This window comes from Sphingobium sp. TA15, assembly GCF_037101235.1.
GTDB lineage: Bacteria > Pseudomonadota > Alphaproteobacteria > Sphingomonadales > Sphingomonadaceae > Sphingobium > Sphingobium indicum.
Genome location: NZ_AP025355.1, coordinates 3,493,545 through 3,519,794 on the forward strand (window position 1 = coordinate 3,493,545; position 26,250 = coordinate 3,519,794).

Genomic DNA, 26,250 nt, shown 5'->3' on the forward strand with positions numbered 1-26,250 from the left:
GGCCGGCCTTATTTCGCGGTCGCTGCGCTGAGTTGCGGGTGGCGCTTGTAGAGCCACCATTGCTGCAACATCGACAGGCAGTTGTTGGTGATCCAGTAGACCAGCAGGCCCGCCGCGAAGGGCGCCATGATGAACATCATCATCCACGGCATGATCGCGAACACCTGCTGCTGCATCGGGTCCATCTGCGCCGGGTTCAGCTTGAACTGAAAATACATGCTGATGCCCAGCAGCAGCGCCAGCACGCCGATCCCCAGGAAGGCGGGCGGGGTGAAGGGCAGCAGGCCGAACAGGTTGACGATGTGCAGCGGATCGGGCGCGGAGAGATCCTTGATCCACAGCACGAAGGGCTGGTGACGCATTTCGATGGTAAGCTGCAACACCTTGTACAGCGCGAAGAAGATCGGAATCTGAATGAAGATCGGCAGGCAGCCGGCCAGCGGGTTCACCTTCTCGCGCTTGTAAAGCTCCATCATCTCCTGCTGGAGCCTGGGCTTGTCGTCCTTATATTTCTCCTGCAGCGCCTTCATCTTGGGCTGCACGGCCCGCATCGCCGCCATGCTGGCGAACTGGCGCTGGGCGACGGGGAACATCAGGCCCCGGACCACGAAGGTCAGGCAGATGATCGCCACGCCGAAATTGCCGATATGTTCGAACAGCCAGTGGAGCAGGGCGAAGATCGGCTTTTCGAACCAGTAGAACCAGCCCCAGTCGATCGCCCGGTCGAACAGCGGAACGCCCGCATCCTGATAGGCTTCCAGCGTCTTCACTTCCTTGGCGCCGACGAACAGCCGGTTGGTCTGCGTCACCGCCTTGCCCGGCGCGACCATGATGGGGGCCAGCGACATGTCGGTCTGGAACTGCGTACCGGCGCCCTTGCGCATCTGGCCGGTAAAGGCGGCCTTCTGGTCCGGGATCAGGGCGGAGAGCCAATATTTGTCGGTGAAGCCGATCCAGCCGCCGGTCGACTGGAAGCTCTGCGTGGCCGGGCCCTTTTCCAGATCCGAATAGTTCACGTCATAATTGGCCGCGCCGTTGAACACGCCCATCGGGCCGACATGGATCGTCCAGGTGTCCGGGTCTGCCGAGGGCGTGGCGCGGCTGACATAGCCATAGCTCTTGACGCCGACCGCGCCGGCGCCGCCGTTCGACACCTTCTGCTGCGCGGTGATCATGTAGTTTTCGTCGATGGAATAGCGGATTTCGAAGGTCTGGCCCGCGCCATTGTTCCAGCTCAGCGTGACGGGGCTGGTCGGGGTCAGTTCCTTGGCGCTGGCGGTCCAGACGGTGCCGCCGTCGGGCGTCTTCACCCCTTCGCCCTGCCAGCCGAAGCCCGCAAAATAGGCATGCTTCGTGCCGCTGGGGCTGTAGAGGCGGATCGCGGGCGAGGATTTCGCGATGGTTTCCTTGTAGGTCGGCAGCACGATGTCGTCGATGCGCGCGCCCTTCAGGTTGATCGACCCGGTGATCTTGGGCGTGCGGATGGCCACGCGGGGGCTGTCCTTCAGCACCAGCGCCAGATCGCGGATCGCGGCCGCGCCTTCGGCAGCGGGCGCGGCGCCGGACGGGGTGAGCGGCGTCGTCTTGCCGCCCTCGATCTTCGTGGCCGGCGGATTGGCGGCGGGGAAGAAATATTGGGCGACATAGGGCCAGCCGAACAGGATCGCCGCGGTCAGCACCACCGCCAGGATGATATTCTTCTTGTCGTCCACGCTTGTCGCTCTCGAATCTCGTCTGTCAGGGAACCGGGTCGTAACCCGAACCGCCCCATGGGTGGCATCGCATTAGCCGCTTCGTGGCCAGCCAGCTACCCTTCACCGCACCATATTTGCCGATCGCCTGAATCGCATATTCGGAACAGGATGGGGCATAGCGGCAGGAGGGCGGCAAAATGCGCGAAGGCCCGATCTGCCAGAAGCGCGCGACCAGGATGAGGATGCGGGATATCACCCTCTCACATCCGTTCGGGCTGAGCCTGTCGAAGCCTTTTTCTTCTCTTTGGAGGAATCCCGCCTCCTTGGCGGCGCTTCACCCAGGGGCCGCGACATCACCTTGCGCAGCGCCTTCTCCAACTCGCCCCGAAGCAGGCCGAAGTCGCGCTCGATACCCTCGGACCGCCCGATCAGCACATGGTCGGCGCCCGCCACGCCATGAACGGGCAGCAGTTCCCGCGCCAGAACGCGAAAACGGCGCTTCATCCGGTTGCGGATGACAGCGCCGCCAATCTTTTTCGTGACCGTGATGCCGTAGCGCATCGCCGGATCGCCGTCGCCGCGTTCGCGCACCAGCAGGACAAAGCCCGGCATGGGCGCGCGCCGCCCGCGATTCGCCGCCAGAAAATCAGCGCGCCGGCTCATGACCGCAGGCGCGCGTTCAAGCGGCGCGTCGTTCAGGCGCTCAGGCTCTTGCGGCCGCGGGCGCGACGAGCGCGCAGCACGTTGCGCCCGCCGGGGGTCGCCATCCGGGCGCGGAAACCGTGACGGCGCTTCCGAACCAGATTGCTCGGCTGATAGGTGCGCTTCATCGTTCATTCCTCAAAAAACTAAAAGAATCGGGCGTGACAAAAAAGGGCCGCCGGGCAGGCGGCCGCATGTCAGGGGGCGTCCGATAGGCAAAAGGGAGAGGCGAGTCAATGGTGGAGGAGGGGGGATCATGGTTTTGAAGATGGTTGAACGGAATGTCGGATCCTGGCCAATCCAAGACTTTCCCCTCCCGCAGGCGGGAGGGGCTAGGGGTGGGCGCGACCCCGGACCTGATCCGGGGGAGCTTCTGGCTTAGCCGTTGCAAAACAACGCTGATGTTGCGCCAGCCCACCCCCTAACCCCCTCCCGCTTGCGGGAGGGGGGATGTCCGATCCACCCGAAAGCCGCCGCTTATTTCCCCCGCGCCGCGCTCACCGCCGCTTTCAGCGCATCATAGCCCACAGCCCCGTTCAGCACCTGTCCTCCGATCACGAAGGTCGGCGTGCCGCTCGCCTGCAGCTTCTGCGCCAGCCCGATATTGGACTGGATCTCCGCATCATATTTGCCCCCGGCGATCGCAGCCTCCGCCGCTTTCGCGTCGATCCCGACCTTCGCCGCCGCCGCCAGGATGGTCTCCCGCGTCACCTTCCCTGCGGCATAGAGCGCCCGGTGGAAGGGCATATATTGGTTCTTCTCCGCCGCCAGCAGCGACACCTTTGCCGCATCGATGCTCTCGTCGGACAGGATCGGCAGTTCGCGATAGACCACCTTCACGCCCTTGTCCTCGCCCACCAGCCGGGCGAGATCGGGCAGCGAGGCCCGGCAATAGCCGCAGGCATAATCGAAGAATTCGACCACCGTCACATCGCCCTTGGCCGCGCCTTCCCACGCCCCGGCATAGGGCGTTTCGATGGTCTGGCGGCTGGCGTCGATGGCGCCGGACATCCGCTTGGCCTGCAATTTCTCGACCGCCTGCGGAATGATCTCCGGATGCTCCAATATATAGTCGTGCACGATCCGCTCGATCGCGGCCTTGTCGCTGGCGTCGACGCGGCCCGTGCTCTGGGTGCCGAGCGCAGCGCCCGTCGCGGTGGCGGCGATGAAGGCGAAGACGCCAAGGGTCATCATCATGGTCCTGTTGGAAAGCGCAGCGCGAAAGCCGGGACGCGATTGGTCTGTCATCTCTTCTTTCGCTTCTGCTCGACGGCTGCGCGGGAAACCATGGCGATATCCTGCGCGCGCAGATAGTCAACCGTGCCCGGCTTCAACCCCTGCATCGCGGCGTCCGCGCTGCGCAGCGCCATCTGGTCCTCGCCCATCATCGAATAGCGCTCCGCCGTCGCCAGCGCGGCGCGGGGCAGGTCGCCGCGATGTTCATAGACCACGCCCAACTGATACCAGGCGAAGGGGTTTTCCCGGTCCCGCGCAATGGCGTTGCGCAGCACCTTCTCCGCCTCCGCGAAATTCGCGTCATTCTCCGTCGCGATCAGCGCATGGCCCAGCAGCGTGGCGATCAGCGGCTGGTTGGTCAGTTGCACCGCCTCGCGCAGCGGCGGGATGGCGTCGGCGGGCTTGCCGCTTTCCAACAGCACCTGCCCTTTCAGCTCCAGAAAATAGGGATCGTGCGGCGCGGCGGCCAGCAACGCGTCGACCTCCGCCAGCGCCTTGTCCGGATAGGCGCTCTTGTGCCAGGCATAGGCGCGGGCATAATGGGCCGGGAGCGATTGGTCGCTTTCGGGATATCTGAGCAGGGTCTGGCTGGGTTCCGACACGAAGCCCACCAGCTTCGCCTTGATCCTTTCGAACCGCGCCTCCAGCTTCGGGTCCATCGGCTTGTCCCAGGCGGGATCGACCGTATAGACTTCCCGCAGCACATTGATGCGCTCGCCCGACAGCGGGTGGGTGCGGCCATAGCTGTCGTCCTGCGGAATGGCGAGGCGATATTCCTGGTTCTGCAGCTTCTTGAAGAATTCCAGGCTGCCCTTGCCCGAAACCCCCGCCTTGCTGAGATAACGCGCCCCGGCAAGGTCGGCGGAGCTTTCCTGCGCCCGCGAAAAGGCCAGGAACTTGCCCATCGCCGCCTGCTGCCCCATGCCGAGGATGCCCATGCCCGCTTCCGCGCCGCCCGCCGCGATGGCCGCCGCGCCCAGCACCAGGCTGAGCAGGGTGATGCCGGTCGCCTCCTTCATCCCCTCGCCGTAACGGATGACATGGCCGCCCTCTATATGGCCGAGTTCGTGGGCGACGACGCCCTGCACCTGGTTCACATTGTCGGCGGCCGCGATCAGCCCGCTATGCACCCAGACATATTGGCCGCCCGCAACGAAGGCGTTGATATTGGGATCGTTGATGACCAGCACCTGGACGTTGCGCGGCTCCATGCCCGCGGCCTGCACCAGCGGCGCGGACATATCGGCCATGAACGCCTCCGTCTCCGCGTCCCGCAATATCTGCTGGGCCGCCGCCGGGCGCGCCAGCAGGGCCAGCGATGCCGCCGCGACGGCCGCGAAACGAAGCCAGCGCGAGGTCATGCGATCACGATTGGGCATGCAGGGGCGGTGCGGGGCAGGGGAAGAGGCTCCATCGCTGACTGTCCATGCCGTCCAGCGGATGAACGGCAACTGAAAGGCGTTATGTAGCCTATTAAGCGGCAGGTCCAATAGCGGCTTTGGGGGGAAAGCGGCCTTTCCGTTTCCATGCCATATGGAACTAGCCAGAGTTCATAACCCGACTTGTGAACGTCCACCATCGGTCCTCTGCAGTCCTGCCCATCTTCGTCACCCCGGACTTGATCCGGGGTCTCGCTGCCTGAGACCAGGCGCAGGGGAGAGAAGAAAAGCGGGATCCCGGATCAAGTCCGGGATGACGAATGCGAAGGACCGACGCCCGTCGAAACCCGGCGTCCTAGGCTGTATCGACATTCAGCCCTGACGGCCTGCAAATGGTTGAAGCGAGTCACGTGTCTCGCTTCAGCCATTTTCGGCTCGCCATCTTCTGAATGTCGATACAGCCTAAATCATTGCAACGCCGCGACATCATTCCCACCCGAAAATAAAAGCGCCGCCGTCTGGCCAGTCGAACCGGCAAGACGGCGGCGTCTTATATTATCGCGTGCGCGTTACTGGCCGAAGGTGCGTTGCCACCAGCCACGGCGCGGGGTGCCGTCATCATTTTCACCGCCGCCCTCGGCATCGCCGTTCACCGTGACCGCTTCGGCGGTTTCGGCAGGCGCGACGGCTTCGACTGGCGCTTCCGGCGCAGCCTCTACGGCGACGGCTTCTTCCGCTACCGGCTCAGCCTTCTTGCGACGGGTGCGCTTGGGCTTGGCGGGGGCCTCCTCAGCCATCGGTGCTTCCGGCACGGCTTCGACGGGCGCGGCTTCTTCCGCTACCGGTTCGGCCTTCTTGCGGCGGGTGCGCTTGGGTTTGGCAGGCGCCTCTTCGGCCACCGGCGCTTCCGGGGCGGCTTCGACAGGCGCCTCGACCACGGCTTCCACTGCCTCGGCGGCAGGGGCTGCGCTTTCCTTCGCCTTGCGTGCGCGGGGACGCCGGCGGATCTTGGGTGCTTCCTCCTCGGCGGGTGCTTCGGGCGCGGCTTCCGCGACCGGCTCGGCGACCGCCTCGGCCTCGACGGCCTCGACCGCTTCCTCGCTCGCGACCGAGCCTTCGCTCACCGCTTCCTCGCCAGTCTCGCGGCGGCGGCGTCCGCCCCGGCGGCCACGACGACCGCGGCGGCGGCCTTCGCCTTCACCCTCGGCGGCGGCTTCCACAGTCGCGGCTTCGCCTTCGCCCTCGGCGTCCTCCTCGGCCACGTCGGCATCCTCGCCGGCTTCGCCCTGCGCTTCGCCCTCGGCGCGATGCTCGTCGCGCTGGCCGCCCCGACGGCGGCGGCGGCGGCGGCGGCGACGGCCGCCTCCTTCCCGATCATCGCCGCGATCCTCGCCACGCTCGGCGCGTTCCTCCTGCGCGGCTTCGACCTCCTCGATCTCTTCCTCGTCCAGTTCCTCCACGACGTCGAGATCGTCATCGTCCTCGACCATCGGCGTATAGTCGACCACCCGCTCCGGACGCGGCCCGCTGGCCTCGACCGACATGCGCGCGCCCTCCACCTCGCCATCGGGCAGGATCGCGATGCGCACGCCATAGCGCTGCTCGATCTCGTCCAGTTCGCGGCGCTTGTTGTTGAGGACGTAGAAGGCCGCCTCCTGGCTCGCCCGCAGCGTGATCAGGTTGCCGCGCCCGCGCGCCGCCTCCTCTTCCAGCATGCGCAGCGCGGAAAGGCCCGCCGACGAAGCGGTGCGGACCAGCCCGGTGCCCTCGCAATGCGGGCACTGGCGGGTCGACGCCTCCAGCACGCCGGTGCGCAGCCGCTGGCGGCTCATCTCCATCAGGCCGAAGCCCGAAATCCGGCCGACCTGGATGCGGGCGCGGTCGTCCTTCAACGCCTCCTTCATCGCCTTCTCGACCTTGCGGATGTTGGAGTTCATCTCCATGTCGATGAAGTCGATGACGACCAGCCCGGCCATGTCGCGCAGGCGCAACTGCCGCGCGATTTCCCGCGCCGCCTCCAGATTGGTGGCGACGGCGGTCTGCTCGATCCCATGCTCGCGGGTCGACCGGCCGGAGTTGATGTCGATCGACACCAGCGCCTCGGTCGGATTGATGACCAGGTAGCCGCCCGACTTCAACTGCACGACGGGATTGTACATCGCCGCCAGCTGGTCTTCGACGCTCGCCCGCTGGAACAGCGACACGGCGTCGGCATATTGCTTCACCCGGCGCGCATGGCTGGGCATCAGCAGCTTCATGAAGTCCTTTGCCGCCTTGTAGCCATATTCGCCCTCGACGATGACTTCCTCGATATCCTTGTTGTAGATATCGCGGATCGCCCGCTTGATGAGGTCGCTGTCATTGTGGATCAGCGCGGGGGCGTCGGATTTCAGCGTCTTTTCGCGGATCTCGTCCCACAGGCGCGCCAGATAGTCGAAGTCGCGCTTGATCTCCGGCTTGGTGCGCTGGAGGCCCGCGGTGCGGACGATGCAGCCCATGGTGGAGGGCAGGGCCATCTCCGCGATGATCGACTTCAGCCGCTTGCGGTCGGCGGCGTTCGAAATCTTGCGCGAAATCCCGCCGCCATGGCTGGTGTTGGGCATCAGCACGCAATAGCGGCCCGCCAGCGACAGGTAAGTGGTCAGCGCCGCGCCCTTGTTGCCGCGCTCCTCCTTGACGACCTGCACCAGCAGCACCTGGCGGCGCTTGATGACGTCCTGGATCTTGTAGCGGCGGCGCAGCGCCATGCGCTTGCGGCGCAGTTCGTCGGCGGCGTCGTCGCCCTTGCCGCGGCGGCCGCGGCCCCTGCCATTGTCACCATTGCCGTTTTCGGCCGCCTCTTCGCCATGATCCTCATCATCATGATGATGGGTCGCCTCGACGACTTCCAGACCGCCATCGCCCGCATCGGCATGATCGTCATCGTCATAGTCGGCGCGCAGCGCGGCCTCTTCCTCCGCATGGGCGCGTTCCTCGCGCAGCAGCGCTTCGCGGTCCTCGCGGGGGATCTGATAATAATCGGGATGGATTTCGCTGAAGGCCAGGAAGCCGTGGCGGTTGCCGCCATAATCGACGAAAGCCGCCTGCAACGACGGCTCTACGCGAGTGACCTTGGCCAGGTAGATATTGCCCTTGAGCTGCTTGTGCTCGGCCGATTCGAAGTCGAACTCCTCGATCCGGTTACCTTTGACGACCGCGACCCGGGTTTCTTCCCGGTGGCGCGCATCGATCAGCATACGCATTGTCATTCATTGTTCTCCGGCGCTGGCGGCCGACGGCACTGGGCCGGGCTGCCGCGCGATAGCAAGGGGGCGGCGCGAATTGCTGCATCGCCCGGTTTGGACAGGAAAATTGCGCGTCTGCTGCCGGGGCAGGGCCGGACCATGTGCCGGACACCGCCAACCACGCCGCATCGCCCGGGATCGGGTTCAGCGTGGATTGGAAATCATGCCTCATGCAGCGTCAACCTGTTCGGGCATCGGTTCCGGGCGTTGCTGCCCGCCGGTGCCATCGTGAATATCCCCGAAAGAACGGCCGCCTGAAAAAAAGACGCGTCTTCAAGGAATGTGAATGGGTAGCAGTCAAACTGGCAAGGAGCAACGGCCCTTGGAAATATTGTTTCACGTTGCGCCATTCCGGCCGGGACGAACCCCGGGCGATTTACCGCCCTTATGGTAAATATGTCGTTAAGCCTGTCGTTGGGCAATGCCTGACCCGCCATTCGGCTTCAGGCCGGACGCCGCGAAATTGCGCTGGACGGCGATGGGCCGCCCGGTGCACAAGCGGCCCATGCTTCAAAGTCTTGCGCTCGCAAGCATGATCCTTTCGGCCGCGCCCCTTTCCGCCGCCCCCCTTCATGGCGATCGGGCGAGCATCCGCTTCGACGCGCCCGCGCACATGGCGGCCCGTCCGGCGAAGCGCCTGCACGGCATCACCGTTCCCATCCCCCCCGTGGCGCGCGGCGTCTCCCTGCCGCCGGTGGAGGGGCCTCGCGACGCATCGCGCCCGCTGGTCGTGATCGACGCCGGCCATGGCGGCCATGATCCGGGCGCGGTCAACCGCGACAATGGAGAGCGAGAGAAGGACGTGACGCTCGCCATCGCATGGGCGATCCGCGACCAACTGCTGCGGTCGGGCCGCGTCCGCGTGGCGCTGACCCGCAATGACGACCGCTTTCTGGTGCTTCAGGAACGCCACGGCATCGCCCGCCAGCTCAATGCGGACCTGTTCATCTCCATCCACGCCGATTCGGCCGACAATGACAAGGCGCGCGGCGCGACCGTCTATACCCTGTCCGAAACCGCCTCCGACCGGGAGGCTGCGCGGCTTGCGGCGCGCGAAAACGGGGCGGATGTGCTGAACGGCGTCAATCTGGGCAGCCAGTCGAGCGATGTCTCCTCGATCCTCATCGACCTGACGCAAAGGGAAACGATGAACGTTTCGGTGGCATTCGCCCGGCTGCTCCAGCGCGAGGCGGCGCCCTATGTCCCGTTCCGCGGCACGGCGCATCGCTTCGCCTCGCTGATGGTGCTGAAGGCGCCCGACACGCCGTCCGTGCTGTTCGAGGCCGGCTATCTCTCCAACGCCGCCGACGCGGCTTTCCTGGCGTCCAGGGAGGGACGGGCAAATATCGCCAGGGGCGTCGCCCGCGCCATCGAGGTGCATTTCGCCCGCAGGCTGGCGGCAGGCGACAAAGGGGCGGGCGGCTAGATATTTCGGTGCTCCTGCGCAGGCAGGAGTCCAGTCCCGACGCTTGAACCCGGTTCTCACGAGCCACTCGTCTCGTTCGAATGCCTGCGCCGGAACACACGCCGTTTTGATCGACGGGCGGCGCAGGGCTTCTGCCCATGCCCTGCCATTCCACGCTGGCGCTTCCCGCATTTTGACCTTACAGCCTCGACCATCATGGAAGAGGCACGCCCCGAAAACGCCGCATCGTCCTTCGTTCAGCGCCTGCGCCAGGGCGCGATCGGCTTTCGCGAACGCTTCCGGCCTCATTGGGACAAGCGCTGGTTCCGCTGGATCGCGACGGGCCTGGGCGGCCTCATCCTCGCCTATGCGCTGTTCTGGCTGGTCTTCGCGCGCGGCCTGCCTGATGCTGCGACGCTGCTCAACTATGAGCCGCCGCTGCCGACCATCGTGCGCGACACCAACGGCCAGCCGGTCCACAGCTACGCCCGCGAACGGCGCGTGCAGCTCCAGTACAGCGACTATCCGCCGCTCCTCATCCGCGCCTATCTGTCGGCGGAGGACAAGACCTTCTTCGAACATCATGGCGTCGACATTCCCGGCTTCATCGGCGCGGTGTTCGACTATGCGACCAAGATCGGGTCGGGCCAGCGCGCCCGCGGCGGCTCCACCATCACGCAGCAGGTGGCGAAGAACCTGCTGATCGGCGACGAATATTCGCCCACGCGCAAGGTGAAGGAGATGATCCTCGCCTATCGCATGGAAGGGGTGCTGACCAAGCAGCAGATCCTCGAACTCTACCTCAACCAGATATTCCTGGGCCGCAACGCCTATGGCGTGCAGGCGGCGGCGCGCGCCTATTTCGACAAGGACGTGGCCGACCTCAAGCTGCATGAAATGGCCTATCTGGCGATCCTGCCCAAGGGTCCGGCCAATTACCGCCCGGAAAGCCCCACCGGCCATGAACGCGCCCTGGAACGCCGCAACTGGGCGCTGGGGGAAATGTACAAAAATGGCTGGATCACGGAGGCGCAGCGCAATGAGGGGCAGGCCCAGCCGCTCGGCACCGTGGCCGCGCACGGCTCCAGCTTCGACGCCCGCGCCGGCGGCTATTATATGGAGGAGGTGCGCCGCCGCCTGATCCAGCTTTTCGGGGAAAAGGCGGAGGATGGCCCGAACAGCGTCTATGCCGGCGGCCTCTGGGTGCGCAGCCCCTATGATCCGAAGATGCAGGATCTGACGACGACGGCGCTGCGCAACGGGCTGTTGCGCTTCGACGCGGGCAAGGGGTGGTCCGGCCCGGTCGCCAGGATCGACATGGATCGCGGCTGGCATCGCGAACTGGCGGCAAGCTATATCGACGTCGACTATGCCGGATGGCGCGTCGCGGTGATCGTCAGTCGCGATTCCTCTGCCGCGCAGATCGGCTTTTCCGACGGATCGACCGGCACCTTGCCCGCCGACGCCGCGCAACTGCCCTATCGCAGGACCGGCGGCCCGGCCTTTGCCGCGATGAAGCCCGGCGACCTGATCGTGGTGGCGCGCAACGGATCGAGCTGGGCGCTGCGCAACGTGCCCGAAGTGTCCGGCGGCATGGTGGTCGAGGAAACCCATTCGGGCCGCGTCCGCGCCATGCAGGGCGGCTTCGACAACCGCCTGTCCTCCTATAACCGAGCCACCCAGGCGATGCGCCAGCCCGGCTCGACCATCAAGCCCTTCGTCTATGCCGCCGCGCTGGACAATGGCATGACCCCGGCCTCGATCATCGTCGACGGGCCGCTGTGCGTCTATCAGGGCGCGGGCCTGGGCCAGAAATGCTTTCGCAACTTCACCGGCGGCAGCGCCGGGCCGCAGACGATGCGCTGGGGCGTCGAGCAGTCCCGCAACCTGATGACCGTGCGCGCCGCCAGCCAGACCGGCATGGACCGCGTCGTTCGCACGATCAAGGCGATGGGCATCGGCGATTACCAGCCCTATCTCTCCTTCGCCTTGGGCGCGGGCGAAACCACGGTGGAGCGGATGGTGAACGCCTATGCCATGCTCGCCAATCAGGGGCGGCAATTGACGCCCAAGCTGATGGATTATGTGCAGGACCGGCGCGGCAAGGTGATCTGGCCGCTGCGCTGGCGCGCCTGCGACGGCTGCAACATGGCCAATTGGGACGGCAAGCCCATGCCCCGCTTCGGCTTCGAGGGGCGGCAGGTGATGAACCCGATGACCGCCTATCAGGTCGTGCACATTGCCGAAGGCGTGATCCAGCGCGGCACCGCGACGGTGCTGGCGGACCTCAAGCGCCCTCTGTTCGGAAAGACCGGCACCACCAACGGCCCGACCAATGTCTGGTTCGTCGGTGGATCGCCCGACATCGTCGCGGGCGTCTATATCGGCTACGACCAGCCGCGCAGCCTGGGCGGCTGGGCGCAGGGCGGCCGCGTCGCCGCGCCGATCTGGAAGGCGGCGATGGCGCCGGTGCTGGAAACCATGCCCAAAACGCCCTTCATCGCGCCGGCGGGCATCCGCATGGTCACCATCGACCGCCGCTCCGGCAAGCGCGTCTACGGCGTCTGGCCCACCGACGAACCCAAGCCCGCCGTGATCTGGGAAGCGTTCAAGCCCGAATCCGAACCCCGCCGCTCGATCCGCAAGGAAGAGGTCGCCGCCCAGGACAAGGCCGCCGCCCGCATCGAAGCGACCGTCCAGCGCCGCCAACGCACCGACAGCGACTTCCTGCAAGACCAGGGTGGGATCTACTGACCGGCGGTTGGGGGTGGAGATCGGACGTTCCCTTATTCGTCACCCCGGGCTTGACCCGGGGTCCCGCTGCCTTTTCAGGCGGGCACTCAGAAAGAAAGCGGGACCCCGGATCAAGTCCGGGGTGACGGGAAACTGATGTCCGCAACTGGCCAATTGCGGCTATCAGGCGCGCCGTGTTCCTGCGAAGGCAGGACGCAGTCCGGCTCTCTGCGGGGTATCGGACCTTCCGAACTGGACTTCTGCCTCCGTAGGAGCACGCTGTGCTTCAAGGAAATGGGCCTGTCCGCTCCCCACCCCTGTCGCTCGGTCAGGCAAATCCGGAATTTGCCCGTCTCCTCAGGCGAAGGCGGCCTGGTGGCGCATCCATTCGCACTCGGCGCGGCGGGGTGGACGGGCGGTGCCTGTTCGTGGAGGAAGAAGGCGACGGCGGTTCGACCAGATTTGCTGACATGGCTCTTGGTTCCTGTCGCCGCCTGATTAAGGGGCGGCCGAAACAGGCGCCGGCAGCTTTTCCTCTGGCTCTGATCGTCTTTGCCGATCAGGATGGCGGCAAAGGAGAGTCCAGGATGAGCGGAAAGATCAGGGTCGGCATCGGCGGTTGGGTCTTCGAACCGTGGCGCGGCACCTTCTATCCCGAAGGACTGCGGCAGAAGGACGAGCTGGCCTATGTGGGACAGCATCTGACCGCGACGGAGATCAACGCCACCTATTACAGCACGCAAAAGCCAGCGACCTTCGCCGGCTGGGCGAAGGCCGTTCCGGAGGGCTTCCAGTTCGCCGTCAAGGCCTCGCGCTTCTGCACCAATCGGCGCGTGCTGGCGGAAGCTGGCGAGTCCATCGCCAAATTCGTCAACCAGGGGTTGATCGAACTGGGCGACCGGCTGGGACCGATCCTGTGGCAGTTCATGCCGACCAAGACATTCGATGCGGAGGATTTCGGGGCTTTCCTGCAGCTGCTGCCGGCCAGCGTCGACGGCGTGCCGCTCCGCCATGCGCTGGAGGTGCGGCATGACAGCTTCGACGATCCGGCCTTTTTCGACCTCGCCCAAAAGGCCGGAGCGGCCGTGGTGCATGCCGACCATCCGGAATATCCCGCGCTCTGCGGTCATGATGTCGGCTTTTCCTACGCCCGGCTGATGCGCACGCGGGAGGAGGAGCCGACCGGCTACTCGGCGGAGGAGATCCAGGGCTGGGCGGACAAGGCGCGCGAGCGGACGGCCAGAGGCGACGTCTACGCCTTTTTCATCAGCGGCGCGAAGGTCCGGGCGCCCGCCGCGGCGCAGGCCATGATTGTGGCTTTGCGGTAACATCGACTGTTGCATTTGCTGCAACTGCGGAACCGTCCTTTGCGATTGTTACAATGGCATGTCGGGCGCATAGGCCCGCTCGCCCTTGGGGGCGATAAAGAACAATGATTGCAGGACGAACGATATGCGACACACGGTTCAGGGCGTTGCCCTTATGGTTGCGGTCGGCGCGCAGATGCTGACCTTCTATTCGGTGCTGTTTGCCTGAGCGCAACATGGCCCGATCCAAAAAGTCCGTCATGGACATAGAAAGAGCCGCCCTGGATATTGCCACGGGCGGCTCTTTCATTATCGCGGGACTGGATCAACCTTCCGCCAGCCAGCCCGCCAGCAGATAGGCGACGACGCCGACCGGACCCAGGGCGCACAGCGTCAGCAGCACGAGCGCGATCCGGATCAGCGTGACATCCAGGCCAATGCGGTTGGAAAGCCCGGCGCACACGCCCATGATCTTTCCATTGCGGCGGTCGAGGGTGAAGCTGTTGTTCATGAATCTGGCCTTCTTGAAGATGCGACGGGATCAGGCGATCGGCGCGACCGGAACGGCGGCGCCGATGAAGATCGCGGAAACCAGCAGGGCGCCGGTAAGGGCGAAGGCGGCGTTTTGCAGCTTGGCGAACATGATATACTCCCTGATATGTGCCTGGCCGGACCGTCCGGCCGTGATGCCGGGAAGATTGCAGGAGCCGTGCCAATTTCGATTTCAACCGGAATTTCAGGGGATTTTGCGAACTGCCCGCCATCTATTGGTGGGAAAATTTCCGTTAATTGGGTAAATTTCCTGCAAGTCGGGAATATTTGCAGCGTGTTTGTCTGAACGAGCCGCTCCTCTTCGTCTATGGCACGCTCCGGCCCGGCTGCGACGATCCGATGGCGCGCTGGTTGCGCGATGCGGCGCTCCATGTCGGCCCGGCTGTGGCGCAAGGCGGGCTCTATCGCGTGGCCGCCTATCCGGGCTTCGTGCCAGGCGAAGCCGGCGATGTGGCGGGCGACCTGTTCGCGCTAGCCGATCCGGGGGCGGTTCTCGCCGCGCTCGACGATTATGAGGAATGCGCCGCCCATTTCGCCCGGCCGCATGAATATCGCCGCGAACGGCTGACCGTCCGCGGCGAAAATGGGCCGGTGGAGGCGTGGACATACATCTACAATCGCGACGTCGCCGGGCTGGAGCGGATAGAGAGCGGGGATTTCCTGAGTTGAAATGGCTTGCTCCGGGCGTGGGCGCGGCTGGGGCATTTTCGAGTTGACCGTTCACGGTCAACGGCTCGGAAAATGCGACATCAAAGGACAAGAGCGTTTTCGCTCATTGTGAAAAGGCTCTAGGTTCTTCCGCCATGGCTTGAGGAGAGACGCGCATGACCGACCAACAGGATCAGCCCGAACGTTTGCCCGAAGACAGCAACTGGATCGGTTCGACCGGCCTCGACCGGCGCAAGCTGCTGGTGGGCGGGGCGTTCGCCGCCGGTTTCGCCGCCGCGTGCCGCCCCGTGTCCAGCAGCGCGGTCCAAACCTCCGGCGAGGGGCTGAAGGAGGAAGCGGTGTCGATCGAAGCGAGCGACGGCTTCGCCATGCCCGCCTTCGTCGCCCGGCCCGCCGCCGCCAAGGCCGCGCCGATCATCGTCGTCGTGCACGAGATATTCGGCGTGCATGAATGGATACGCGACCTGTGCCGCCGCTTCGCCAAGGCGGGCTATCATGCCATCGCGCCCGACCTGTTCGCCCGCCATGGCGACGCGACCAAGGTCGCCGATTTCAAGCAACTGGTCGGCACCATCGTGTCCAAGGCGTCCGACGAGCAGGTGTTGAAGGACATCGACGCCACCTATGCCTGGGCCGGCAGCCATGGCGGCGACGGCAGGCGGCGCGGCATCACCGGCTTTTGCTGGGGCGGGCGAGTGGTGTGGCTCTACGCCGCCCACAGCGCGGAACTGGACGCGGGCGTCGCCTTCTACGGCCGGCTGATCAGCGACAAGACCGAATTGCAGCCGCTCAGCGTCATCGAGCAGGTGAGCGCGCTCAAGGCCCCGGTGCTCGGCCAATATGGCGCGTTGGACAAGGGCATCCCGCTGTCCGATGTCGAGAAGATGCAGGCCGCGCTGAAGATCGCGGGAAAGTCGCCGCCGGATGCGATCACCGTCTATCCCGGCGCCGACCACGGCTTCATGGCCGACTATCGCCCCAGCTACAACGAAGCCGCCGCCAAGGCCGCGTGGGACGCGACGCTCGGCTGGTTCGGCAAATATGTGAAGGGATAAGGATCGTTCGGCCGGGGCCGGCCTGAACCGATGCCTTATTTCTGCTTCATCGCCTCCACGGCGGCCAGCGTGCTCTTCACATGGCCGGCATAGTTCATCTCGCTGTGGACGAAGGCGATGCGGCCGCTGGGCGCGATGACATAGGAGGTGCGGTCGGTCATGCCCGGCCGCATCTTCAGCGCCACGTCATAGCCCGACACGATGTTGGGACCAGCCGACGCCACGGCGAACTTGCCCGCGCATTCCTTGGTGGAGAAGGCGACCAGATCGTCCACCGGATCCGCCGACATGCCGATGACGGTCGCGCCGGCCTTCCTGAAATCCTCGATATGCTCCGCGAATTCCCGCGCTTCGGCGGAGCAGCCCGGCGTGAACGCCTTGGGGAAGAAATAAAGCACCACCGGCCCGCGCTTCAACTGGTGCGACAGGGTCAGGGTGAAGGTCTTGCCCGCCATTGCGCCGCGGGTGGTGAAGTCGGGCGCCTTGGCCCCGATGGCCAGCGCCGCCATGGCGCCCTGCGAACCGACGGCGGCAGCGGCAAGGGCGAGAGCGATGTTCAGGCTTCTCATCATCGGCTTCCTCTTCTTTCAGGCGGTGGGGCGGCGGACATGCGATAGTCCATCCCTTCGGCCATGGTGATGACTGCAACGTTCGCCGCGCGCAAGTCCGCCATTGGACCGGCCGGATCGCGGGACAAGAAAAGTCCGCCCATTTCCGGCGCGCCATGGCATAACCCCCTTGGTCGAGAAGGAGTGCGGCAGGGATGAAGCAGGAACGCGGGCAGGCCGGAACCCATTGGCGCAACGCCGGTTTCCTTTCCATGCGCGCGATGATCCTCCTGCCGCTGCTCGCCCTTGCGGCGTGCGGCGACAAGCCGGGCGAACAACCCGGCATCGCCACTAATATCGTCGATGAGGCGATGAACGAGGTCCAGCAGGTGCCGGAGGGCGCGAACGGCATGCAGACCGCAGAGCCCGCGCCGGAAATGCCATCCTCCGTAGCGCCGGTCGGGTCGACCATCCCCGCCAGCGTGCAGGGGCGATGGGCGGGCCTGGACGAAAGCTGCGCCGACCGCGCGACCGAACTGGAACTGACGATCACGCCCACCAGCCTGGTCTTCCTGGAGAGCGAGGGGAAGGCGACCGGCGTGTCCCATGGCCCGGACGGCCGCATTCGCATCGACGCGGCCTTCACCGGCGAAGGGCAGAGCTGGAACCGGAAGCTGGAATTGCATCCCTCGGCTAGCGGGCGGGAATTGACGGTGATCGACGACGGCCGGGCGGTGACGCGGAAACGGTGCAGTTAGGCGGCGCGGTCGAGTTCAGGGCTGGCGGGGTGGGTGATTTTGGTGGATTGCGGACATCCCCCCTCCCGCAGGCGGGAGGGGGTTAGGGGGTGGGCCGGCGCAACATCCGCGTTGTTTTGCAACGGCCAAGTCAGAAGCTCGCGCTGCTCGCGCCCACCCCTGGCCCCTCCCGCCTGCGGGAGGGGAATGTCCTGGATTGGCCAATTCCAGCCACTCCTTCTCCACAGGCTGCGCAAGGATTGAATCTTCCCAAATCCGCCGCCCTCGGATAGGGGCAGGCACTTGATGCGTTTGCCCGTCTGAAGGCCAGGCGCCCCGACATTCTGGAGACCACCCATGCGCGCCGAAGCGCAGCAATATATCGACCGCATCGACGCCGCGCTGGACCTGCTGCGGCGCTTCCTCGACTGGGACCGCGCCCTTCGCCGCCTCGACGAGCTGAACGCCCGCGTCGAAGACCCGACGCTCTGGGACAATCAACGCCAAGCGCAGGAGGTGATGCGCGAACGCACCCGGCTGGACGCCGCCATCGGCGCGACCCGCGCCATCGACAGCGAGAAGACCGACACCGCCGAACTCATCGAAATGGCCGAAGCCGAAGGCGACGAGGACATGGTGAACGAAGCCATCGCCTCCTTGAAGGCGCTGGCCGACCGCGCCGATGAGGACAAGATCAAGGCGCTGCTGGCGGGCGAGGCCGACGCCAGCGACACCTATCTGGAAATCCATGCGGGCGCGGGCGGCACGGAAAGCCAGGACTGGGCGGAAATGCTCAGCCGCATGTACCGCCGCTGGGCGGAACGGCGCGGCTACAAGGTGGAGCTGGTCGACTATCAGGCGGGCGACCAGGCGGGCATCAAGTCCGCCACCTTCCTGTTCAAGGGCGAGAACGCCTATGGCTATGCCAAGACCGAAAGCGGCGTTCACCGCCTGGTCCGCATCAGCCCCTATGACAGTTCGGCGCGCCGCCACACCAGCTTCTCGTCGGTCTGGGTCTATCCGGTGATCGACGACAATATCGAGATAGAGGTCAATGAAAGCGACCTCAAGATCGACACCTACCGCGCTTCGGGCGCAGGCGGCCAGCACGTCAACACGACGGACTCCGCCGTCCGCATCACCCACGTTCCGTCGGGCATCATCGTCGCGTCCCAGAACGACCGATCGCAGCACAAGAACCGCGCCACCGCGATGAACATGCTGAAGGCGCGCCTTTACGAAGCGGAACTGCGCCGCCGGGAGGAAGCCGCCTCGGGCGAATATCAGGCCAAGACGGAGATCGGCTGGGGCCACCAGATCCGCTCCTATGTCCTTCAGCCCTATCAGTTGGTGAAGGATCTGCGCACCGGCGTCACCTCCACCTCGCCCGACGACGTGCTGGACGGCGCGCTCGACCCCTTCATGGCCGCCGCCCTGTCGCAGAAGGTGACGGGCGAGAAGGTCGATGTGGAGGATGTCGACTGATGAAGGGTCCGATGCTGGCGGCCGGAACACTGCCAGCATGCTTGCTCCTGCTGGCGGGCTGCGGCCCGTTGTCGCCGGACAGCAATGGCGACCGCCCGGCAGGCGCCCGCGCCTTCCCCCGCGCCGACCGCCCGGTGGCGCCCATCGTCTCCACCCGCTGGTCCAGCGAGGAAGCCCGCGACCGGGTGAACGAGGCCGAGGACATCATGGACCGCGCCGGCATCCGCCCCGGCATGACCGTGGCGGACATCGGCGCGGGCGAGGGCTATTATACCGTCCGCCTCGCGAAAAGGGTGGGGAGCAATGGCCGCGTGCTGGCGGAGGACATCATGCCCGAAGTGATCGAGGCGCTGTCCCGCCGCATCACCCGGGAGGACTGGCGCAATGTCAGCGTCCGCCTCGGCGCGCCGGAGGATCCGAAGCTGCCGGAAAACAGCTTCGACCGCATCCTCATGGTCCACATGTACCATGAAATCGCGGAGCCATACGCCTTTCTCTGGCATGTGAGTCCCGCGCTCAAGCCGGACGGCGAGCTGATCGTGGTCGACGCCGACCGCCCGACCGACCAGCATGGAACGCCGCCGCGCCTGCTGGCCTGCGAACTGGCGGCCATGGGCTTCCGGCTGGAGGAACTGATCCCCAAGCCGACGGCCGGCGGCTATTTCGCCCGGTTCAAGCGCATCGCCGCCCGCCCCGAACCCGCCTCCATCGTGCCTTGCGCCCTGCGGTCCTGAACCCTTGCCGCCCTGAAATGCTTTCCTTCGCCCGTAATATGATTAAGGGGCGACCAACATGATTCTCATACCGGGGGGAGAGGCCGGGATATGACTGATCTGACTGGCGCCGGGGAAAGGCGGCTCGAACCGCGCCGCAAGATGTTCGGGCCGGTGGCGCTGCGTTTCGGAGGCATGGCGGCCAGGGCGCATTTTCTGGACCTGTCCTGCTGGGGCGCGCTGGCCTATTGCGAAACGCCGCCGGGGCAGGGCGCCTATCTCGTCGTCGAAGCGCTGGGCGTGCAGGCCAGCGCCCGCGTCATCTGGGCAAACGGCAAGCGTTTCGGCATCCAGTTCAGCCAGCCCCTGACCCAGGAGGCGATGGACGCGTGGATAGAAGGCGCCTGAACTTCCGGTTCCGTCAGCCCTTCCGCCGCCACCTCCGAAAGAAGGACATGCCCAGCAATCCGCCGCCGACCAGCGCCGCGATCGCCCCTCCGGCGCTTGCCAGCGCCCAGGCGCCGGCCGCCAGCAGGCCTGTCAGGAAATCGACGATGATCAGCGTCAGATGGATCATCGGCGTAGGAAGGCGTCAATCCTGCCCAAGTTCCTTCGCTTCCTGATATTTGAGTTCCAGAAAGCGGTTCTGCACCGCCAGCTTGTCGAGGTCGCCGCTCGCCAGATTTTCGCTCATCCGCGCGATTTCGGCGTCGATCACGCCCAGTCCGTCGATCAATTGCCGTTCGGGAACGCGCCCATTGCGCTCCTCCCGCCGAAGCGGCTCGGGAATGGATCGGTAGCCGGTGACGAGTTCGGGCAGGTGATCGGCCAGCAATTTGCGGATTTCCTGCGCCGCCGGGTCCTGCTCGCCCAGCCGTTCGAGTTGCGGCGCCAGAGCTTCCAGCTTGACGCCGATGCTGTCGACCAGCGTGACGGCGGGCGCGGGCAGCGCCTTGCGCTGGTTTTCCAGCCAGATTTCGGTTTGCAGGGGCAGGGCGGTGAGCGCGGTGTCCGCCAGCGCCTCCGTCCGCACCCTTTTCTCGCCGGGCAGCATGGCGACCAGCAGCACGGCCGCCAGCATGACCCCCAGCGCGATCATCACCCCGGTCGTGCCCAGCGGGGTCACGAAACCCGCCACCGCGCTGGCGACCAGGACCGCAACCACCGCCCAGAAGGCATGTTTGACCTTCCGCATCAGCGCCGCGTTGCGCCGCTGCCGGGCGCGCGCCGACAGGCTCTGCCCGCGCTCGCTGTGGCGGCGGAGGACGGCCTCCGCATCGGCCAGCACGCGGTCGGAACGGCCCATTCCCTTACGCCTCGATGGAACTCAGCAGCGGATTGTCGGCCCGCGCCTGGCTCGCCGCCTGCGCCTGTCCTTCGGCGCGGGCGATATAGCCCTTGGACTTTTCCACCTCGTTCGACAGCGTGTTCACCGTCGTCTTCATATTTTCCAGCGCCTTCAGCTTGAACGCATCGATATTGTCCATCGTGTCGTAGATATTCTGGAAGGCGCGTTGCAGCGTCTCGATGGGAATGGTGCTGGACGCGGCCTGCTCGTGGATCTGCGCCGTCTGGTTCTTCAGCATCTCGCCGGTGGAATCGATCATGTTCGCGGTCGTCGTGTTGAGCGCGGTGATCTGCTCCAGCACCAGGCGTTGCCCGACCAGCGCCTGCGCCACGGTCACGGCGGTGCGCAGCGCGGCGACGGTCGTGGTGCTGGCGCGGTCCACGCCCTTCACCAGCTCCACATTGTTCTTTTTGACCAGGTCCAGCGCCAGATAGCCCTGCACCGTCACCGCCATCTGCGTCAGCAGGTCCTGCGTGCGCTGGCGGATGTAGAAGAGGGCGCTTTCCCGGATCGCCTTGGCCTTGGCCGGATCGGTCGAATCCAGTTCCAGCGCCTTCGCCTCCAGCCGGGCGTCCAGCGTCTTGGAGATGTGGATCATCTGCTCCAGGCGGCCCATCGTGGCCCACATATTCTGCCGCTCGACATCGATGGCGGCATTGTCCTTGATCAGCACGTCCTTGCCGCTGGCGAGGGAGCCCAGGATCGAATTGATGTGGCTCTGCGCGCTCTTGTAGCTGTCGAAATAGTCGCGCATCCGGTTGCCGAAGGGGATCAGGCCGAACAGCTTTTTCGGCGCCGTCAGGCTGCCGCGCTTGCCGGGGTCGAGATCCTCGATGGTGCGGCGCAGTTCCGCCAGGTCGACCCCGACCTTGTTGTCGCTGTCCATCGCCCGCACCGGCCGGTCGAGGAAGCGGTTGCTGTGCCCGGCCGCCTCCGCGATTTCCTTGCGTCCCATATTGGTAAGCTGGTCGACCCGCTGGCCGAATTCGGGCGAATTGGCGTCCTGCGCCACCAGATCGTCGATGAAGGCATCGACCTTCTCGTCCAGCTTCGAGCGTTTCTCCTCGTCCAGCGGCACCAGCCCTGCCGCCTTTTCAGGCGCGACCGGCGGCACCGGATCGGGCGGGGTCAGGTTCAGCGTGTCAGCGGCGGCGGTCGGCGCGGTCGAAGCCATGTCATCTCCCAGGGGCCAGGGGCGGTTCGAACTGTTATATGCGTATAGAACAGTTGGCCCGCAAGTCCATGATGCGAGCTTTAAACCCTCACCCCTTGCCATTGCAATCGCCCGGCGCCCGGTTAGCATGGCGCAAGGCATGAAGGAGGGCGCATTGAACGACGGACCGGACGAACAGAGGATCGCAGCCGTGGCGGCCGATCCGCGCTATGCCCGGCTGGTGGCGCGGCGGGCGCGGCTCGGCTGGCTGCTGTCCGCCGTCATCTTCTTCGCTTTCGTCGGCTATCTGCTGCTGGTCGCTTTCGACAAGGCGCTGCTGGGCATGCCGATCGGCCAGGGCGTGACCTCGATCGGCATTCCGCTTGGCCTTGGCCTCATCCTGCTCGCCATCGCGCTGACCGGCGCTTATGTGGCCCATGCCAACCGCCATCATGACGCCCAGATGGCCGCGCTCCTGATCGACCACGGCTTCCAGGATCGCGCCGCATGACGGCGTGGCTTGCCGCGCTCGCCGCCGCTTCCATCGCCCTTCTCCCGCTCCCCGCGCTCGCGGCGGCGCTGGAGGGGGAGGCGCAGCGCCAGCCCGTCAACTGGGTCGCGATCCTGATGTTCGTCGCCTTTGTCGGGCTGACGCTCTGGATCACCAAGGCGGCTGCGGCGCGCACCCGCACCGCGTCCGACTTCTACACGGCGGGCGGCGGGATCAGCGGTTTCCAGAACGGCCTCGCCATGGCGGGCGACTATATGTCGGCCGCCTCCTTCCTCGGCATCTCGGCGCAGATCTTCAACGACGGCTATGATGGCCTCATCTACTCCACCGGCTTTCTGGTGGGCTGGCCGATCCTGCTGTTCCTGATGGCGGAACGGCTGCGCAATCTCGGCCGCTTCACCTTCGCCGACGTCGCCTCCTACCGCTTCGCCCAGCCGCCGGTGCGCAGCTTCGCGGCGGTCAGCACCTTGCTGGTCGTCAGCTTCTACCTGATCGCGCAGATGGTCGGGGCGGGGCAGCTCATCAAGCTGCTGTTCGGCCTGCCCTATGCCGTGGCGGTGGTGATCGTCGGCGCGCTGATGATGCTCTATGTGCTGTTCGGCGGCATGCGCGCCACCACCTGGGTGCAGATCATCAAGGCGGTGCTGTTGCTGGGCGGCGCCAGCTTCATGGCGCTGATGGTGCTGGCGCATATGGGTTTCAGCCTTGAAGCGCTGTTCGCCCGCGCGGTGGAGGTGAAGACGCAGGCGGCCCTTGCCGATGGCGCGACCACGGCCGAAGCAGCCGAACGGGGCCGGTCCATCATGGCGCCGGGCAATTTCATCAAGGACCCCGTCTCCGCCATTTCCTTCGGCCTCGCGCTGATGCTGGGAACCGCGGGCCTGCCGCACATATTGATGCGCTTCTTCACCGTTCCCGATGCGAAGGAAGCGCGCAAGTCGGTGCTGTGGGCGACCGGGTGGATCGGCTATTTCTACATCCTGACCTTCATCATCGGCTTCGGCGCCATCGTGCTGGTGGGGACGGAATCCAGCTATCTGGACGGGCAGGGCGCGCTTCGCGGCGGCGGCAACATGGCGGCGATCCATCTGGCCCATGCGATTGGCGGCAACGCCTTTCTGGGCTTCATTTCGGCGGTGGCCTTCGCGACCATCCTCGCCGTGGTGGCGGGGCTGACGCTCTCTGCGGCGTCGGCGGTCAGCCACGATCTCTACGCCACGGTCTTCAAGCATGGCCAGGCGAGTTCGGCGGACGAACTGCGCGTGTCGCGGCTGACCACGCTGGCGCTGGGCGCGCTGGCGGTGCTGCTGGGGCTGCTGTTCGAAAAGCAGAATGTCGCCTTCATGGTCAGCCTGGCCTTCGCGCTGGCCGCGTCGGGCAATTTCCCGGTGCTGATCCTCTCGCTGCTCTGGAGCGGATGCACCACGCGGGGCGCGGCCTGGGGCGGGACCATCGGCCTGCTGACCGCCTTCGTGCTGACGCTGCTGTCGCCCGCCGTGTGGACGGCGACCTTCAACCTCGGCCCCGCGCCCTTTCCCTACAGTTCCGCGGCGATCTTCTCCGTCCCGGCGGGCTTCCTCTCGATCTGGCTGATCTCTTTGCTCGACCGCTCGCCCCGCGCCGCGGTGGACAAGGCGGGCTATCCGGCGCAGCGGGTGCGGGCGGAAACCGGGATCGGCGCCTTCGCGGCATCCGACCACTGAGCCTTTCTCCCAGCCGACGCGCCGCCCTTGCCGCAGCGCGTCATTTCCTGTAGGGGCGCGCCCGATAGTCCTGAGCAGGCGCGGTGCCCGCCGGGAAACCTTAAATCCCGAAGGCAGTTGCATGTCCCTGCGTAATATCGCGATCATCGCGCACGTCGACCATGGCAAGACCACGCTCGTCGACCAGCTTTTCCGCCAGTCCGGCACCTTCCGCGACAACCAGCGCGTCGAGGAACGGGCGATGGACTCCAACGACCTGGAAAAGGAACGCGGCATCACCATCCTGGCGAAGCCCACCTCGGTCGAATGGAACGGCACGCGCATCAACATCGTCGACACGCCCGGCCACGCCGACTTCGGCGGCGAGGTGGAGCGCATCCTGTCCATGGTCGACGGCGTGATCCTGCTGGTCGATTCGTCGGAAGGCGCGATGCCGCAGACCAAGTTCGTGACCGGCAAGGCGCTGGCCCTGGGTCTTCGCCCCATCGTCGTCGTCAACAAGATCGACCGCCCGGACGAGCGCATTCAGGAAGTGCTGGACGAGGTGTTCGACCTGTTCGTGACGCTGGACGCCACGGACGAGCAGCTCGACTTCCCGGTCCTCTATGCGTCGGGCCGCAACGGCTATGCCAATGAAGACCCGTCGCTGCGTTCGGGCACGCTGGAGCCGCTGTTCCAGAAGATCGTCGACCATGTGCCGCCTCCGGCGCTGGACGTGGACGCGCCGTTCAGCTTCCTGGTGACGCTGCTCGACCGCGACAATTTCCTGGGCCGCATCCTCACCGGCCGCGTCAATTCCGGCACGCTCAAGGTCAACCAGCCGATCCATGCCATCGACGCGGACGGCAATGTGCTGGAAACCGGCCGCGCGTCGAAGATCCTGTCCTTCCGCGGGCTTGACCGGGTGCCGGTGGAAGAGGCGAAGGCGGGCGACATCATCAGCCTTGCCGGCCTGACCGTCGCGACCGTGGCCAACACCATCGCCGACCCGTCCGTCACCACCGCGATCCAGGCCCAGCCGATCGATCCGCCGACCCTCTCGATGCGCTTTGCCGTCAATGACTCGCCGATGGCGGGCCGCGAAGGCAGCAAGGTGACGAGCCGCATGATCCGCGACCGCCTGATGCGCGAAGCGGAATCCAACGTCGCGATCAAGGTGACGGAATCGGCCGACAAGGACAGTTTCGAAGTCGCCGGTCGCGGCGAACTGCAGCTTGGCGTGCTGATCGAGACGATGCGCCGCGAAGGCTTCGAACTCGGCATCTCCCGCCCCCGCGTGCTGTTCGGCGAGGATGAGAACGGCAACAGGACCGAGCCTTATGAAACCGTCGTCATCGACGTGGATGATGAATTCTCCTCGACGGTCGTCGACAAGATGAACCAGCGCAAGGCGGAAATGACCGACATGCGCCCGTCGGGCGGCGGCAAGACCCGCATCACCTTCTCCGCGCCCTCGCGCGGCCTGATCGGCTATCATGGCGAATTCCTGTCCGACACGCGCGGCACCGGCATCATGAACCGGCTGTTCGAGAAATATGGCCCGCACAAGGGCAATATCGAAGGGCGCAAGAACGGCGTGCTGATCTCCAACGGCGCGGGCGAGGCTGTCGCCTACGCCCTCGGCCCGCTGGAGGAACGCGGCGTGCTGATGGTCGGCGTGGGCGAGGCGCTCTACGAAGGCATGATCATCGGCCAGAACGCCAAGCCGGAAGACCTGGAAGTCAATCCGATGAAGTCGAAGGCGCTGACCAACTTCCGCGCCAGCGGCAAGGACGACAGCATCCGCCTGACCCCGCCCTGGAAGATGACGCTGGAACAGGCCATCGCCTATATCGACGACGATGAGATGGTCGAGGTGACGCCCAAGAACATCCGCCTGCGCAAGCGCTATCTCGATCCCAATGAACGCAAGCGCATGTCGCGGGCCAAGGCTGCCGCCTGATCGTTGGAGGTATGAAAAAGGGGCCGGGTCGCGAGACGCCGGCCCCTTTTCATGAGAGGCCGGCAACGATGCCAGCCATACGCCCTAAAGCGGG

24 protein-coding genes are annotated in these 26,250 nt (G+C 65.6%); 12 read left to right on the plus strand and 12 right to left on the minus strand.

Annotated elements, in window-relative coordinates; translation table 11 throughout:
- Positions 1-8: 8 nt before the first annotated feature.
- The 7 genes from yidC to Sj15T_RS17115 form a co-directional block, all read right to left on the minus strand.
- Complete coding sequence (gene yidC, locus Sj15T_RS17085; RefSeq protein ID WP_013039271.1) at positions 9-1,712, minus strand: membrane protein insertase YidC; 1,704 nt, start codon at positions 1,710-1,712, stop codon at positions 9-11.
- A gap of 25 nt (positions 1,713-1,737) precedes the next feature.
- Positions 1,738-1,950 carry a membrane protein insertion efficiency factor YidD gene (yidD, locus tag Sj15T_RS17090; RefSeq protein ID WP_013039272.1) on the minus strand — a complete coding sequence of 71 codons (213 nt, stop codon included), beginning with the start codon at positions 1,948-1,950 and terminating at the stop codon, positions 1,738-1,740.
- Positions 1,947-2,357: a ribonuclease P protein component gene (rnpA, locus tag Sj15T_RS17095; protein WP_013039273.1), complete on the minus strand. Its 411-nt coding sequence runs from the start codon at positions 2,355-2,357 to the stop codon at positions 1,947-1,949. The genes yidD and rnpA overlap by 4 nt, the downstream gene beginning before the upstream one ends.
- A gap of 32 nt (positions 2,358-2,389) precedes the next feature.
- Positions 2,390-2,524, minus strand: coding sequence for a 50S ribosomal protein L34 (gene rpmH, locus Sj15T_RS17100; protein ID WP_007683189.1), 135 nt, complete (start codon positions 2,522-2,524; stop codon positions 2,390-2,392).
- Positions 2,525-2,873: 349 nt separating this feature from the next.
- Entirely contained in the window at positions 2,874-3,644 is a 771-nt protein-coding gene (locus tag Sj15T_RS17105; protein WP_013039274.1) for a DsbA family protein, read from the minus strand.
- Positions 3,641-5,011: a M48 family metalloprotease gene (locus tag Sj15T_RS17110; protein WP_013039275.1), complete on the minus strand. Its 1,371-nt coding sequence runs from the start codon at positions 5,009-5,011 to the stop codon at positions 3,641-3,643. The genes Sj15T_RS17105 and Sj15T_RS17110 overlap by 4 nt, the downstream gene beginning before the upstream one ends.
- Before the next feature lie 569 nt (positions 5,012-5,580).
- On the minus strand, positions 5,581-8,247 hold the full coding sequence (locus tag Sj15T_RS17115; protein WP_049775029.1) for a ribonuclease E/G: 2,667 nt from the start codon (positions 8,245-8,247) through the stop codon (positions 5,581-5,583).
- A gap of 469 nt (positions 8,248-8,716) precedes the next feature.
- Between Sj15T_RS17115 and Sj15T_RS17120 the strand changes: the two genes are divergently transcribed.
- From Sj15T_RS17120 to Sj15T_RS17130, 3 genes are all read left to right on the plus strand, one after another.
- Positions 8,717-9,721 carry an N-acetylmuramoyl-L-alanine amidase gene (locus Sj15T_RS17120; RefSeq protein ID WP_013039278.1) on the plus strand — a complete coding sequence of 335 codons (1,005 nt, stop codon included), beginning with the start codon at positions 8,717-8,719 and terminating at the stop codon, positions 9,719-9,721.
- A gap of 195 nt (positions 9,722-9,916) precedes the next feature.
- A complete protein-coding gene (locus Sj15T_RS17125) occupies positions 9,917-12,454 on the plus strand; it encodes a transglycosylase domain-containing protein (protein ID WP_013039279.1) in 2,538 nt (845 codons plus the stop codon).
- A gap of 566 nt (positions 12,455-13,020) precedes the next feature.
- A complete protein-coding gene (locus Sj15T_RS17130; protein ID WP_013039281.1) occupies positions 13,021-13,761 on the plus strand; it encodes a DUF72 domain-containing protein in 741 nt (246 codons plus the stop codon).
- A gap of 304 nt (positions 13,762-14,065) precedes the next feature.
- Here the strand turns inward: Sj15T_RS17130 and Sj15T_RS17135 are convergent, their stop codons facing one another.
- On the minus strand, positions 14,066-14,251 hold the full coding sequence (locus tag Sj15T_RS17135; protein ID WP_007687609.1) for a PspC domain-containing protein: 186 nt from the start codon (positions 14,249-14,251) through the stop codon (positions 14,066-14,068).
- A gap of 308 nt (positions 14,252-14,559) precedes the next feature.
- Here Sj15T_RS17135 and Sj15T_RS17140 point away from each other — a divergent pair, with 308 nt between their 5' ends.
- Complete coding sequence (locus Sj15T_RS17140; protein ID WP_013039283.1) at positions 14,560-14,961, plus strand: gamma-glutamylcyclotransferase family protein; 402 nt, start codon at positions 14,560-14,562, stop codon at positions 14,959-14,961.
- A gap of 155 nt (positions 14,962-15,116) precedes the next feature.
- A complete protein-coding gene (locus Sj15T_RS17145; RefSeq protein WP_007687615.1) occupies positions 15,117-16,016 on the plus strand; it encodes a dienelactone hydrolase family protein in 900 nt (299 codons plus the stop codon).
- Positions 16,017-16,051: 35 nt separating this feature from the next.
- Here Sj15T_RS17145 and Sj15T_RS17150 read toward each other — a convergent pair whose 3' ends face one another.
- Entirely contained in the window at positions 16,052-16,585 is a 534-nt protein-coding gene (locus tag Sj15T_RS17150) for a peroxiredoxin (RefSeq protein ID WP_025771437.1), read from the minus strand.
- A gap of 194 nt (positions 16,586-16,779) precedes the next feature.
- Between Sj15T_RS17150 and Sj15T_RS17155 the strand changes: the two genes are divergently transcribed.
- The 4 genes from Sj15T_RS17155 to Sj15T_RS17170 all read left to right on the plus strand — a co-directional run bounded on the left by Sj15T_RS17155 (position 16,780) and on the right by Sj15T_RS17170 (position 19,907).
- Entirely contained in the window at positions 16,780-17,322 is a 543-nt protein-coding gene (locus Sj15T_RS17155) for a hypothetical protein (protein WP_013039284.1), read from the plus strand.
- A gap of 336 nt (positions 17,323-17,658) precedes the next feature.
- A complete protein-coding gene (prfB, locus tag Sj15T_RS17160) occupies positions 17,659-18,786 on the plus strand; it encodes a peptide chain release factor 2 (protein ID WP_013039286.1) in 1,128 nt (375 codons plus the stop codon).
- A complete protein-coding gene (locus tag Sj15T_RS17165; protein WP_007687622.1) occupies positions 18,786-19,520 on the plus strand; it encodes a methyltransferase domain-containing protein in 735 nt (244 codons plus the stop codon). The genes prfB and Sj15T_RS17165 overlap by 1 nt, the downstream gene beginning before the upstream one ends.
- A 90-nt stretch (positions 19,521-19,610) precedes the next feature.
- Positions 19,611-19,907: a PilZ domain-containing protein gene (locus Sj15T_RS17170; protein WP_013039287.1), complete on the plus strand. Its 297-nt coding sequence runs from the start codon at positions 19,611-19,613 to the stop codon at positions 19,905-19,907.
- A 13-nt stretch (positions 19,908-19,920) separates the two neighbouring features.
- On the opposite strand, the gene Sj15T_RS17175 is transcribed toward Sj15T_RS17170, so the two are convergent.
- The 3 genes from Sj15T_RS17175 to Sj15T_RS17185 are packed head-to-tail and all read right to left on the minus strand — an operon-like array spanning position 19,921 to position 22,021.
- Positions 19,921-20,076: a hypothetical protein gene (locus tag Sj15T_RS17175; RefSeq protein WP_007687627.1), complete on the minus strand. Its 156-nt coding sequence runs from the start codon at positions 20,074-20,076 to the stop codon at positions 19,921-19,923.
- Between the two features lie 15 nt (positions 20,077-20,091).
- Positions 20,092-20,805: a hypothetical protein gene (locus Sj15T_RS17180; protein WP_007687628.1), complete on the minus strand. Its 714-nt coding sequence runs from the start codon at positions 20,803-20,805 to the stop codon at positions 20,092-20,094.
- 4 nt (positions 20,806-20,809) lie between these two features.
- A complete protein-coding gene (locus tag Sj15T_RS17185) occupies positions 20,810-22,021 on the minus strand; it encodes a toxic anion resistance protein (protein WP_013039288.1) in 1,212 nt (403 codons plus the stop codon).
- 127 nt (positions 22,022-22,148) lie between these two features.
- Between Sj15T_RS17185 and Sj15T_RS17190 the strand changes: the two genes are divergently transcribed.
- The 3 genes from Sj15T_RS17190 to typA all read left to right on the plus strand — a co-directional run bounded on the left by Sj15T_RS17190 (position 22,149) and on the right by typA (position 26,156).
- Positions 22,149-22,511, plus strand: coding sequence for a DUF485 domain-containing protein (locus Sj15T_RS17190; RefSeq protein WP_013039289.1), 363 nt, complete (start codon positions 22,149-22,151; stop codon positions 22,509-22,511).
- Positions 22,508-24,214, plus strand: coding sequence for a cation acetate symporter (locus Sj15T_RS17195; protein ID WP_013039290.1), 1,707 nt, complete (start codon positions 22,508-22,510; stop codon positions 24,212-24,214). The genes Sj15T_RS17190 and Sj15T_RS17195 overlap by 4 nt, the downstream gene beginning before the upstream one ends.
- Positions 24,215-24,335: 121 nt before the next feature.
- Positions 24,336-26,156, plus strand: coding sequence for a translational GTPase TypA (gene typA / locus Sj15T_RS17200; protein ID WP_007687636.1), 1,821 nt, complete (start codon positions 24,336-24,338; stop codon positions 26,154-26,156).
- Positions 26,157-26,250: the final 94 nt, after the last annotated feature.